Source organism: Bradyrhizobium sp. USDA 3397 (assembly GCF_054060965.1).
In genome coordinates, this window is the sequence record NZ_JBSSDS010000001.1 from 1,353,263 (window position 1) to 1,366,010 (window position 12,748).

A 12,748-nucleotide genomic window follows, 5' to 3' on the forward strand; every position below is an offset into this window, starting at 1 on the left:
CGGCCCTCACTTCGGCGCGATGCCGGCGAAATGCAGCACGCCGGCCACCACGATCACCATCGCCAGCGACAGCGGCAGGAACACCTTCCAGCCGAGGCGCATCAATTGATCGTAGCGGTAGCGCGGCACGATCGCCTTCGCCATCGCGAACAGGAAGAACATGAAGAACAATTTCAGCGAGAACCAGATGATCCCCGGCACCCAGTTGAAGGGCGGCAGGTCCACCGGCGGCAGCCAGCCTCCGAGGAACAGGATCGTCGCCAGCGCGCACATCGTGACGATTGCGACATACTCGCCGAGCATGAACAAGAGGTACGGCGTCGAGCCGTACTCGACCATGAAGCCGGCGACGAGCTCGGATTCGGCTTCGACGAGGTCGAAGGGCGGACGGTTGGTTTCCGCCAGCGCCGAGACGTAGAACACCACGAACATCGGGAACAACGGCCAGACGTACCAATTCAGGATCGTCAGCTGCGGCAACCCGATCAGGCTGGCGAGGCCGCGCGCGTGCTGGGCCTCGACCACCGCCGTCAGGTTCAGCGTGCCGGCGCAGAGCAGCACGGTGATGATGACGAAGCCGATCGAGACTTCGTAGGACACCATCTGCGCGGCCGAGCGCAGCGCGGCGAGGAACGGATACTTCGAGTTCGACGACCAGCCGGCCATGATGATGCCGTAGATCGACAGCGACGAGATCGCGAAGATGAAGAGGACGCCGACATTGATGTCGGCGATCACCCAGCCGAGATTGGTCGGGATCACGGCCCAGGCGGCGAGCGCGAGCACGCATGAGACTAAGGGAGCAAGAAGAAACACGCCCTTGTTGGCGCCGGCCGGGATGATCGGCTCCTTCAGCACGAACTTCAGCAGGTCGGCGAAGGACTGCAGCAGGCCCCACGGGCCGACCACGTTCGGGCCGCGCCGGATCTGCACCGCCGCCCAGATCTTGCGGTCGGCGAGCAGGATGTAGGCGATCGCGACCAGCAGGACGACGAGCACGAGAACGCTCTGCGCGACCATGATGATCAGCGGCCAGAGGAACCCGGTCCAGAATGCGCTTTCGAAGAATTCCATCAGATCACGCTCACTCCGCTGCGGTCAGCATCTGCCCGGAGGCGAGGCGCGAGCATTCCGCCATCACGGCGGACGCACGCGCGATTGGGTTGGTCAAATAGAAGTCCTCGACCAGAGGCTTGAACGGCGCCTTCTCGGGCGAGCCGCCCTTCCCCGCCAGCTTCTTGATCTGGTCGGCCGAGCCGGCCTCGATCTGGTCGAGACGGATGAGATGCGGCACGGCCTTGAACATCGCCTGGCGCAGCTGCGCAAGCGAGTCGTAGCCGAGCTTCTTGCCGAGCGCTTCCGACAGCGCGCGGATGATCGCCCAGTCCTCGCGGGCCTCGCCCGGCGGGAACGCGGCGCGGCCCGTCATCTGCACGCGGCCTTCGGTGTTGACGTAGATCGCGGATTTCTCGGTGTAGGCGGCCGCCGGCAGGATGACGTCGGCGCGGTGTGCGCCGCGATCACCATGGGTGCCGATATAGACGACGAAAGTGCCGTCCGGCGCCTTGATCTCGTCGGCGCCGAGCAGGAACAGCAAGTCGAGCGTGCCGAAGGTCGTCATCTGCGCAGCATTGAGGCCGCCGCTGGTTGCGGCAAAGCCGATGTCGAGCGCGCCGACGCGCGAGGCGGTCTCGTGCAGCACGCCAAAACCGTTCCAGCCGTCCTTGACTGCGCCGACATCGAGCGCGAGCTTGGCGCTGGCGGCGAGAATGGCGGCGCCGTCGTGACGGGCGGCCGCGCCCGCACCGACCAGGATGATCGGTTTCTCAGCGTTCTTCAGCACGTCCATGAAGGAATGCTTGCCGGCCGCGAGTTCGGCCAGCGTCTCGGTACCGGCACCGAGATGGTCGAAATCATAGGTCAGGTCGGCCTTGGCACCGATCACGCCGACCTTGAAGCCGCCGGCGCGCCAGCGCTTGCGGATGCGGGCGTTGAACACGGCCGCCTCTTTCCGCGGGTTCGCGCCGATGATGAGCAGCGCATCGGCCTGCTCGACGCCGGCGAGCGTCGGATTGAAGATGTAGGAGCCGCGGCCGAGCGCGGGATCGAAGGCATCGCCGCCCTGCACCGCCAGATTGCTCGAACCGTATTTGCCGAGCAGGTCCTTCAGCGCGAACATCTCCTCGACGCCGGCGAGATCGCCTGCGATCGCGCCGATGCGCTTGCCGTCGGTGCGCGCCGCCTTGGCGGCGATCGCAGCGAAGGCCTCGGTCCAGCTCGCTGCGCGCAGCTTGCCGGCTTCGCGGATATAGGGCCGGTCGAGACGCTGGGTGCGCAGGCCATCGACCACGTGCCGGGTCTTGTCGGAGATCCACTCCTCGTTCACGGCCTCGTTGATGCGCGGCAGGATCCGCATCACCTCGCGGCCGCGGGTGTCGACGCGGATCGCAGAGCCGACGCCGTCCATGACATCGATCGACTGGGTCTTGCCGAGCTCCCACGGCCGCGCCGCGAAGGCGTAGGGCTTCGAGGTCAGCGCGCCGACCGGGCAGATGTCGACGAGGTTGCCCTGCAATTCCGACGTCAGGGCGTGCTCGAGATAGGTCGTGATCTCCATGTCCTCGCCGCGGCCCGTGGCGCCCATCTCGGGCGCGCCGGCCACTTCCGCCGAGAAGCGGACGCAGCGCGTGCACTGGATGCAGCGGTTCATCGAGGTCTTGACCAGCGCGCCGAGATATTTGTCCTCGACGGCACGCTTGTTCTCGGCGAAGCGGCTGGTGTCGACGCCATAGCCCATCGCCTGGTCCTGCAGGTCGCACTCGCCGCCCTGGTCGCAGATCGGGCAGTCCAAGGGATGGTTGATCAGAAGGAATTCCATCACGCCTTCGCGTGCCTTCTTCACCATCGGCGAACGCGTCGAGATCTCCGGCGGCTCGCCCTTGGGGCCCGGACGGCAGTCGCGCACACCCCAGGCGCAGCTCGCGACCGGCTTCGGGCCGCCCTTCACCTCGACGAGGCACATCCGGCAATTGCCGGCGATCGACAGCCGCTCGTGATAGCAGAAGCGCGGAATCTCGGCGCCGGCCGCCTCGCATGCCTGAAGCAGCGTGTACTCGGCGGGGACATCGATCTCTTTGCCGTCGATGATGAGCTTGGTCATGTCTCTTACTCCGCCGCGACCATGTTCACGGGATCGCGGACGCCGATGTCATCGACATCGGCCTTGTGCGAATATTGGTCGATGCGCGCTTCGATCTCGTGGCGGAAGTGCGTGATCAGGCCCTGGATCGGCCAGGCCGCGGCGTCGCCGAGCGCGCAGATGGTGTGGCCTTCGACCTGCTTGGTGACCTCGAGCAGCATGTCGATCTCGCGCTTGTGGGCGCGGCCTTCAGCCATGCGGGTCAGGACGCGCCACATCCAGCCCGTGCCTTCGCGGCACGGCGTGCACTGGCCGCAGCTCTCGTGCTTGTAGAAATAGGAGATGCGGGCGATCGCACGGATCAGGTCGGTCGACTTGTCCATCACGATCACGGCGGCGGTGCCGAGGCCCGAGCGCAACTTGCTCAGGCTATCGAAATCCATTGGCGTGTCGATGATCTGCTCGGCCGGCACCATGCGCACCGACGAGCCGCCGGGGATCACGGCCTTGAGGTTGTCCCAGCCGCCGCGAATGCCGCCGCAATGCTTCTCGATCAGCTCACGGAACGGGATGCCCATGGCCTCTTCGACGTTGCAGGGCCGCTCGACATGGCCGGAGATGCAGAACAGCTTGGTGCCGACATTGTTCGGGCGGCCGATGCCGGCGAACCACGCCGCGCCGCGGCGCAGGATATCGGGCGCAACGGCGATGGACTCGACGTTGTTGACGGTGGTCGGGCAGCCGAACAGACCGACATTCGCCGGGAACGGCGGCTTCAGCCGCGGCTGGCCCTTCTTGCCCTCGAGGCTTTCGAGCAGCGCGGTCTCCTCGCCGCAGATATAGGCGCCGGCGCCGTGGGCGACGTAGAGGTCGAACGGCCAGCCGTTGAGATTGTCCTTGCCGATCAGCTTGGCCTCGTAGGCCTGGTCGATCGCGGCTTGAAGGCGCTCGCGCTCGCGGATGAACTCGCCGCGGACATAGATGTAGCAGGCATGCGCATTCATCGCGAAGCTCGCGATCAGGCAGCCCTCGACCAACAGATGCGGATCATGCCGCATGATCTCGCGGTCCTTGCAGGTGCCGGGCTCGGATTCGTCGGCGTTGACGACGAGATAGCTCGGACGGCCGTCGGTCGATTCCTTCGGCATGAAGGACCACTTGAGACCGGTCGGGAAGCCGGCGCCGCCGCGGCCGCGCAGGCCCGAGGCCTTCATCTCGTTGATGATCCAGTCGCGGCCCTTGTCGATGATGTTCTTGGTGCCATCCCAAGCGCCACGACGCCGCGCACCCTCCAGCCCCCAATCATGGAGGCCGTAGAGGTTCTTGAAGATGCGGTCCTTGTCCTCGAGCATATCAGTGCTTTCCGATCAACGAATGGACTGCTTGTAGGCAAGTCCGGCGGCGCAGACGGCGAAGAACAGCGCCCAGAGCAGACTGGTCTCCTGCGAGGCGTTCATGAAGAAACGCTGCAGCAGGAACATGAAAGCAGCCGCGATCGCGGCGTGCATGGCGACAAAGCCCCATTTCTTCACGGCCGCGGTCCCTCCGGTTATGGCGAGATCACGCATCAGGTGATCTCCTTGAGCGTGGTCGGTCCGGTCATCGGCGCCGAGAATTGGCGGCCGTTCTGCGGACCGGGCTTGGGCGGATTGCCCGAAGCGAAGCCATCGAGCACCTTGCCAAAGCTTTCCTTGGTCAGGTCCTCATAGGTGTCCTTGCCGATCAGCACCATCGGCGCGTTCACGCAGGCGCCCAGGCACTCCACCTCTTCCCAGCTGAAATTGCCATCCTTGGAGAGATGGAAGGGCTCGTGATGGATGCGGTGCTCGCAGACGTGGATCAGATCCTCGGCGCCGCGTAGCCGGCACGGCGTGGTGCCGCAGACCTGGACGTGGGCCTTCTTGCCGACGGGGGCGAGCTGGAACATGGTGTAGAAGGTCGCGACTTCCAGCACGCGGATATAGGGCATGTCGAGCATGTCGGCGATGACGCGGATCGCGGCTTCCGACACCCAACCCTCGTTCTGCTCCTGCGCACGCCAGAGGATGGCGATGACGGCGGAGGCCTGACGGCCTTCGGGATATTTTGCGATCTGCTGCCGGGCGAATGCGAGGTTCTCCTCCGTGAACGCAAAGCTCGCGGGCTGGACTTCCTTCGGTGCTAATCGGCGAACGGACATCTCTTCAATCTCTCACTGCATGCGGCGCGCGGACTTGGCATTCAGATTCTTGGCATTCAGGTTCTTGGCGTTCATGGCCTCGATCCTGTCCTGCCAGAATGCGCTTGCGGTGCCGAAAACGTTGTAGCCGACGTGGGTCGAGACCTTGATGCGGTCGAGGATCGACAGCTCGGTCACGGTCTCCATGCGGTTGCTGCGCGGATCGAACACGATCAGCTTCAGCGGGGTCTGTTCGAGGATGAAGCGCGACACGGCGTGAGAACGGTCGCTGCCGTGCTCCTCGCACATGATGACGCTGTCGGCCTGCAGCAGTCGCGCCCCGCCCTTGATCGCCTCGATCTCGACACCCTCGACGTCGAGCTTGATCAGGTATTTGCCGGTGGCCGCGACCTTGCCGTCCTCGATCAAATTGTCGAGCGCGATCACCGGCACCTCCTCGCCGCCCGCCGACTGATCGCCGGCGATGCTGAAGGCTTCGTGCTTGGTGCCCGACAGACGCGCGGTGCCGCGCGCCGCGCCGATGGCGCATTTCATGGTCTCGAAGCGGCCAGCGTTGATGCGGGCATTGTTGGCAAGCTTCGAATAGTTCTGGCCCGACGGCTCGATCGCGATCGCCTTGTGCGCGCCGAATGGCTTGCTCGAGACCAACACCGACCAATAACCGTAATTGGCGCCGCAATCGAGCAGCGTGTAGTCGACGTCGATGGAATCGGCGAACAAGAGCTCGAGCTCGTCCTCGTAAATGTAGGAGCGGTTGAGCAGCTTGCTCCAATAGCCGTCGCCGTAAGGGAATTCGAACACCGCGTCGGGATTGAGCCTGATCGCGATGTTGCGCTCGGGCAGCGTCTTGCGCAGCAAATTCGCGCAGGCGATGTAGCCCATGTGCGAGAAGTGCGAGGAGATCTTCGATCCGGTCACCAGCGCCAAAGGCAGCCGTCCGCTCCCACAGGTTCGCCCCTTCAAGGGCCCCCGAGGCACGGTCAAACTGGATCGGCGCCTGCGCCATCACCGATCGACCTCTCCGAACACGATGTCGAGCGAGCCCAGGATCGCCGAGACGTCGGCCAGCAGATGGCCGCGGCAGATGTGGTCCATGGCCTGCAGATGCGCGAAGCCCGGCGCGCGGATCTTGCACTTGTAGGGCTTGTTGGTGCCGTCGGCGACGAGATAGACGCCGAACTCGCCCTTGGGCGCCTCGACCGCGGCGTAGACCTCGCCGGCCGGCACGTGGACGCCTTCGGTGTAGAGCTTGAAGTGGTGGATCAGCGCTTCCATCGAGCGCTTCATCTCGCCGCGGCGCGGCGGCGCGACCTTGTTGTCTTCGACGACGACCGGGCCCTTGCCGTCGGGCGCGTTCAGCTTCTGGATGCACTGCTTCATGATGCGCACGGACTGGCGCATCTCTTCCATGCGGATCAAATAGCGGTCGTAGCAGTCGCCGTTCTTGCCGATCGGGATGTCGAAATCCATCTCGGCGTAGCATTCATAGGGCTGCGACTTGCGCAAGTCCCAGGCCGCACCCGAGCCGCGCACCATCACACCCGAGAAACCCCATTCCCAGGCTTCCTTCAGCGGCACCACGCCGATATCGACGTTGCGCTGCTTGAAGATGCGGTTGGCGGTGAGCAGACGGTCGAGATCGTCGACCACCTTGAGGAACGGATCGCACCAGGCCTCGATGTCGTCGACCAGCTTCTGCGGCAGGTCCTGATGCACGCCGCCGATACGGAAATAAGCCGCATGCATGCGGCTGCCCGAGGCGCGCTCGTAGAACACCATCAGCTTCTCGCGCTCTTCGAAGCCCCACAGCGGCGGGGTCAGCGCGCCGACGTCCATCGCCTGCGTGGTGACGTTGAGCAGATGCGAGAGGATGCGGCCGATCTCGCAATAGAGCACGCGGATCAGCTGGCCGCGGCGCGGCACCTCGATGCCGAGCAGCTTTTCTGCGGCGAGGCAAAAGGCGTGCTCCTGGTTCATCGGCGCGACGTAATCGAGGCGGTCGAAATAAGGGATCGCCTGCAAGTACGTCTTCTGCTCGATCAGCTTCTCGGTGCCGCGGTGAAGCAGGCCGATATGCGGATCAACACGCTCGACGACTTCGCCGTCCAGCTCCAGCACGAGGCGCAGCACGCCGTGCGCCGCCGGGTGTTGCGGTCCGAAGTTGATGGTGAAGTTGCGGAGGTTCTGCGGTTGCTCGTTCATGATCAGACCTTCGGCCCCGCTTTTTCATCGCCCGGAAGCACCGGATAGTCGGCTCCTTCCCAAGGAGACAAAAAGTCGAATTTGCGGAATTCCTGGTTGAGCCGGACCGGCTCGTACACCACCCGCTTCTCCTGGTCGTCGTAGCGGACCTCGACGAAGCCGGTGAGCGGGAAATCCTTGCGCAGCGGATGGCCCTCGAAGCCGTAGTCGGTGAGGATGCGGCGCATGTCGGGATGGCCGACGAAGAACACGCCGTAGAGGTCGTAGGCTTCGCGCTCGAACCAGTCGGCGCCCGGGAAGACGTCGATCAGCGAGGGCACCTGCGTGGTCTCGTCGGCTTGCGCCTTGAGCCGGATGCGCGCGTTCAGCGTCGGCGACAGGAAGTGATAGATCACGTCGAAGCGCTTCTCGCGATCCGGGTAGTCCACCGCCGTGATGTCGGTGATGTTGACGAACCGGCAGTTCGGGTCATCGCGGAGGTACTTGACCACCTCGACGATCCTGGCGGCTTCGACGTCCACGGTGAGCTGGTTGAAGGCCACCGAGTGACCGGTCGCGGCGCCCGGAAGCGCGCTAACGATCGTCTGCCCCAGGGCGTCGAGCTTGGCGTCGTCCATGACGTAAAACCTTAGCGTTCGATGGTGCCGGTGCGCCGGATCTTCTTCTGCAGCAGCAGCACGCCGTAGAGCAGCGCCTCCGCCGTGGGCGGGCAGCCCGGCACGTAGATGTCGATCGGCACGATGCGGTCGCAGCCGCGCACGACCGAGTAGGAATAGTGATAATAGCCGCCGCCATTGGCGCAGGAGCCCATCGAGATGACGTAGCGCGGCTCGGGCATCTGGTCGTAGACCTTGCGCAGCGCCGGCGCCATCTTGTTGGTCAGCGTTCCCGCAACGATCATCACGTCGGACTGACGCGGCGAGGCACGCGGGGCGAAGCCGAAGCGCTCGACGTCGTAGCGCGGCATCGAGACCTGCATCATCTCGACCGCGCAGCAGGCAAGACCGAAGGTCATCCACATCAACGAGCCGGTACGCGCCCAGGTGATGAGGTCGTCGGTCGCCGCCACGAAGAAGCCCTTGTCGGACAGCTCGGAATTGACCTCGAGGAAGAACGGATCATTGGCCCCGACTGGCTTGCCGGTCGACGGATCCAGAATGCCCTTCGGGGCCGGTGCGATCACCGGACCTGCGGACTGCGTATTCGGGTTCAATCCCATTCGAGGGCCCCTTTCTTCCATTCATAGGCGAACCCGACCGTCAGTACGGCGAGGAACACCACCATGGACCAGAAGCCGGTCGCGCCAAGCTTGCCGAACGCCACCGCCCAGGGAAACAGAAACGCCACCTCGAGATCGAAGATGATGAAGAGGATGGCGACGAGATAGAAGCGGACGTCGAACTTCATGCGGGCGTCGTCGAAGGCGTTGAAGCCGCACTCGTAGGCCGACAGCTTTTCGGGATCCGGCTGCTGGAACGCCACGATGAACGGCGCGATCAACAGCACGAGGCCGATCAGGCCCGCTACCCCTATAAAGACGACGAGTGGAAGATAGTTCTGCAGAATGCCGCTCATTGGCGAGCCCTTTTCCCGCAGCCTCGGGACAGCCACGGATTCGTCCGATTTGGAATTATTCTGAGCCTTAGCGCAGTGCACCAATGGGCGCAAGACACGCTCTTTTCAGGCCCTTTGCCGCCCCCAGAGCGGTGAAAATCCCGGAATCACCCCGCGGCTGGTATGGAGCAGATCGCCAGTGCCAGCAAGGGCTGCGACGGTCTCGCAGGTCAGCCGTTCTGAGATTGCGGCACTCGGGCCGAGGCAGCTATTCGCTGCGCGCTGACCGACCAAATGCTCGGGTTTTGGTGCGGCAGTGCAGCGCCGTAGGGGCAACTTCCCCCTGTTGTCGCGGCGACAGATTTGCCGATCGGCGCGGCCCCGACACCAATGCTGGTGCCGCCGCCTCAGGTGCAGGAAAGACCTGTCCACAGCTCAGAGTAATCGGAGGAGCCATGCGTCATCACGGGACCGGAGCTCGTCCGGCGAATGTATCCGCGACTGGCTCCAAGCCGACCGCGGGCGCGGCGGCGACCTGCCGGTCGCTCGCGCCGCGCCCGGATGAGCTTTGGGCCGGGGGGCATGGCCCGCGAAGCTCATCTTGACGGTGGATCAGCGGACGCCCAGGCGGAGCCGGGCGAACGTCACGGTCGGTTTCTCCAAGTCCCAGAGCCTTCCGGCCCTGCCCTCGGCTGCCCTCACCATTTGTAGGAGACGCTGGCGGTGACGCGCCGACGGTCGCCGTAGAAGCAGGATGTGGCTGACGCGCAGCTTGCGACATAGATCTTGTCGGTCAGGTTGATCACGTTCAGCGCCGTCCGCCAGTTCTGCCATTCATAGTGGAGCGCGAGATCGCCGAGCACGACCGCGGGAACCTCGAGCGTGTTGGCCTGGTCGGCCCAGGACGAGCCGATGTAACGCACGCCGCCGCCGAAGCCGAACCCTGCGAGCGGTCCGTCCTTGAAGGTGTAGTCGGCCCAGCCGGACACCAGGAGTTCGGGTGTGTTGGTCGGCGTCTTGCCGACGAGCGTCGGATCGAGATCCTTGCTCACAAAGAGATTATAGGCCGTGAAGGCGCCGATGAACTTCAGCTCCTTCGTGGCATTGGCCACCGCTTCGAGCTCGATGCCGCGCGAGGTCACCTCGCCGGTCTGATTTTGCAGGAGCGGAACGCTGCCCGGCAACGTGGTCGCGACATTCTGACGGACCAGATCGAAAGCCGAGACCGTGAAATAGCCGTCGAATCCGATCGGCGCGACCTTCACGCCGATTTCGGCCTGCTTGCCGGTCTCCGGCAGGAAAAGCTGGTTCGACGCATTAAGGCCGATGATTGGATTGTAGCTGGTCGAATAGGAGACATAGGGCGCGATGCCGTTGTCGAAATTGTAGATCAGCCCGGCGCGACCACTGAACCTGCTGTCGTCGCGGCTGGCGAGGTTGGCGCCGGTGTCCCGAGCCTCCTGCGTCGTCTCGACCCAGTCATTGCGGCCGCTCAGCACCAGCGTGAAATTGCCGAGCTTCATCTGGTCCTGAACGTAAGTGCCAGCCTGTTTCTGCGTGATGAGGAAGTTGCGGAACGGCGAGCCGGGTAGCGGAACCTCAGCTCCTCCATAGGCCGGATTGAAGACGTTGATCGAGGGCACACCGAACCCGAAGGCCTGGTAATCGTCGATTTGATAGCCCCGCAGATCGACACCGAACAGCATCGTGTGCCTGACGGCGCCGGTGTTGAAACGATACTCCAGCTGGTTGTCGAGATTGGCCTGGTTCGCGGTGTTTTTCGCATACCAGTTATAGCGGCCCATCGTCGCCGTGTTGATGTTGTCCCAGCCGTTGCCGACATAGCCGCGATAGGTGATGTCGACATGCGCGAAGCGAGCGTTCTGCCGGAACGTCACATCGTCGGTGAGATGGCGCTCGAACTGATAGCCGAGCATCTCCTGCTCGCGCGTGAACTTGTCGACACTGGGATCGCCGACGAAGAAGCTGGTCGGGATCTTGCCGAACGGCGCGCTGGTCACTGTGCCCTGATACGGCAGGAAGTTGATGCCGCGGGTATCCTGCTTCGAGGCCGAGGCCAGCACTGTGAAGGTCGTGTCGGCATCGGGCTTCCACGTCACCGACGGGGCGATGAAGTAGTTGTTGTCAGGCGTGAAGTTGACCTGCGTACCGCCGTTCTGGACCTGACCGACCACGCGTGCGAACAGCTTGCCGTTGTCAGGGCTGGTCGCGACCGGGCCGCCCATGTCGAAGCTGACATAGGCGTTGCCGAAATTGTTGACGCCCGCCTCAATGTAGCGGATCGGCTCCGCCGGCGGCATCTTGCTGATGACGTTGACGATGCCGCTCGGGCTCGATCCGCCGTAAAGCACTGCCGACGGACCACGCAACACTTCGACCCGCTCCATGTTGGGGGTCTGCAGCTTCCAGCTTGCGTAAGACGTATAGAACAGTTGCATGCCGTCGAGGAACAGGCCGATATCCTCTGACTTGAAGCCGCGGATCAGCCACCAATCGTTGCGCGTGTCCGTGCCGAAAGTCCCTGCCCGCACGCCGGCGGTGTAGCGCAGGACCTCGTCGAGCTTGTTCGGCTTCTGGTCGCGGATCTGCTCGGCACCGATGACGGACACCGCCTGCGGCGTCTCCATGATCGGCGTGTTGGTCTTGGTGCCCGACGAGCTGCGGCCGGCGACGTAGCCGTTCACCGGCCCGCGCGGCGTCTCGACGAAGCCGACGTCGCGCCGTGGCTGCGGCCTGTTCGTGGCGGGGGTCTGCACCGAGATCCGCGTTGCGCGGCGCTGAGGCGTCGCCGCGGTGCGGCGGCGCGCTTCCGGCGCCGTGACCGTCACCGGCGGAATGTTCTGCGCGCCACTCTGCGCGGAAGATTGTGCAAGCGATGCCTGAGGCATCAAGACCCAAGCGGATGCGGTCGCCAACACGGCCGACCGCAGCATTCCAAGACTGTTCAACGCGCCACCCCAAAGCTGCATGTTCGATGCGTCATGCCGCCTGTTCCCCAACGGCATGCGCTTGCAGTGACGCTTATGTGAGGGCGCGCGATTTCCCTAATTGAAAGCTTCTTAGAAAGACTCTTAGAAGCAGTCCAGATGAGCTTGGCGTCCGCCCCTCCGGGGCCCCCTCGCTCCGGATCGACATGCCAGGCCTCGGAAGGGCGCCGCCTCCAACTCGCACTCCGGGCGAGCCCCGCCAAGCAGAAGATGAAACCATTTTGCGGAACCCGCGAAACCATCCGGAAACAGATGGCCCGTAGAAGATAAGCCTATAGACGGCGGCAAAGCCCGTCGGGAGGCTCAGATGAACCACTCAATTCATTCCGCTGATCGTGCGACCCACCTAAAGATCGTGGTGGTGGCGCTGGTGGCCGGCATTGCCGTGGCCGGCTTCGGGATCGCGGCCCGCACCCACGCCGATTACAGCCAGACCGCCCAGTCCACCCAGGTCATCAAGGCCGGCAAGCCGGTGGTCGTGACCAGCGCGGGGACGTCGGAGATTCGCTGACCTACCGGAAAAGGTCCGGTTTGACACCAAACGGCCGCCTTCGGGCGGCCTTTTCGTTTGGTTTCGCCCATGCGACGGCGCCGTGGGGGATGTTGCCCTCCGCCAGACGCGAGAGGAGCGCAACAAGATGCCCGCCGGGCACGGCGGGCATCCGT

Annotated in this window: 11 protein-coding genes and 1 pseudogene; 1 reads left to right on the forward strand and 11 read right to left on the reverse strand. The window is 64.2% G+C overall.

Annotated elements, in window-relative coordinates:
- Nucleotides 1–6 precede the first annotated feature (6 nt).
- The 11 genes and pseudogenes from nuoH to ACVWYQ_RS06370 all read right to left on the reverse strand — a co-directional run bounded on the left by nuoH (nt 7) and on the right by ACVWYQ_RS06370 (nt 12,028).
- Nucleotides 7–1,074, reverse strand: a complete 1,068-nt coding sequence (gene nuoH / locus ACVWYQ_RS06320; RefSeq protein ID WP_085969087.1) for an NADH-quinone oxidoreductase subunit NuoH — start codon at nt 1,072–1,074, stop codon at nt 7–9.
- A 10-nt stretch (nt 1,075–1,084) separates the two neighbouring features.
- Entirely contained in the window at nt 1,085–3,160 is a 2,076-nt protein-coding gene (nuoG, locus tag ACVWYQ_RS06325) for an NADH-quinone oxidoreductase subunit NuoG (protein WP_271538018.1), read from the reverse strand.
- A gap of 5 nt (nt 3,161–3,165) precedes the next feature.
- Nucleotides 3,166–4,491, reverse strand: a complete 1,326-nt coding sequence (nuoF, locus tag ACVWYQ_RS06330) for an NADH-quinone oxidoreductase subunit NuoF (RefSeq protein WP_036025343.1) — start codon at nt 4,489–4,491, stop codon at nt 3,166–3,168.
- A gap of 15 nt (nt 4,492–4,506) precedes the next feature.
- Nucleotides 4,507–4,707: a hypothetical protein gene (locus tag ACVWYQ_RS06335; RefSeq protein WP_157283554.1), complete on the reverse strand. Its 201-nt coding sequence runs from the start codon at nt 4,705–4,707 to the stop codon at nt 4,507–4,509.
- Nucleotides 4,707–5,318, reverse strand: a complete 612-nt coding sequence (gene nuoE, locus ACVWYQ_RS06340) for an NADH-quinone oxidoreductase subunit NuoE (RefSeq protein WP_036025344.1) — start codon at nt 5,316–5,318, stop codon at nt 4,707–4,709. The genes ACVWYQ_RS06335 and nuoE overlap by 1 nt, the downstream gene beginning before the upstream one ends.
- A gap of 12 nt (nt 5,319–5,330) precedes the next feature.
- A pseudogene (locus ACVWYQ_RS06345) lies at nt 5,331–6,324 on the reverse strand (FkbM family methyltransferase).
- Nucleotides 6,324–7,520: an NADH-quinone oxidoreductase subunit D gene (locus ACVWYQ_RS06350; protein WP_036010192.1), complete on the reverse strand. Its 1,197-nt coding sequence runs from the start codon at nt 7,518–7,520 to the stop codon at nt 6,324–6,326. The pseudogene ACVWYQ_RS06345 and the gene ACVWYQ_RS06350 overlap by 1 nt, the downstream one beginning before the upstream one ends.
- A gap of 2 nt (nt 7,521–7,522) precedes the next feature.
- Complete coding sequence (locus tag ACVWYQ_RS06355) at nt 7,523–8,137, reverse strand: NADH-quinone oxidoreductase subunit C (RefSeq protein ID WP_036010195.1); 615 nt, start codon at nt 8,135–8,137, stop codon at nt 7,523–7,525.
- 11 nt (nt 8,138–8,148) lie between these two features.
- On the reverse strand, nt 8,149–8,733 hold the full coding sequence (locus ACVWYQ_RS06360) for a NuoB/complex I 20 kDa subunit family protein (RefSeq protein ID WP_193760674.1): 585 nt from the start codon (nt 8,731–8,733) through the stop codon (nt 8,149–8,151).
- Nucleotides 8,730–9,095 (reverse strand): NADH-quinone oxidoreductase subunit A, encoded by a 366-nt coding sequence (locus ACVWYQ_RS06365; RefSeq protein WP_008136158.1) that lies wholly within the window; start codon nt 9,093–9,095, stop codon nt 8,730–8,732. The genes ACVWYQ_RS06360 and ACVWYQ_RS06365 overlap by 4 nt, the downstream gene beginning before the upstream one ends.
- A 677-nt stretch (nt 9,096–9,772) precedes the next feature.
- Nucleotides 9,773–12,028: a TonB-dependent siderophore receptor gene (locus ACVWYQ_RS06370; RefSeq protein WP_404540844.1), complete on the reverse strand. Its 2,256-nt coding sequence runs from the start codon at nt 12,026–12,028 to the stop codon at nt 9,773–9,775.
- A gap of 361 nt (nt 12,029–12,389) precedes the next feature.
- Here ACVWYQ_RS06370 and ACVWYQ_RS06375 point away from each other — a divergent pair, with 361 nt between their 5' ends.
- Entirely contained in the window at nt 12,390–12,593 is a 204-nt protein-coding gene (locus tag ACVWYQ_RS06375; RefSeq protein ID WP_036010204.1) for a hypothetical protein, read from the forward strand.
- Nucleotides 12,594–12,748 lie beyond the last annotated feature (155 nt).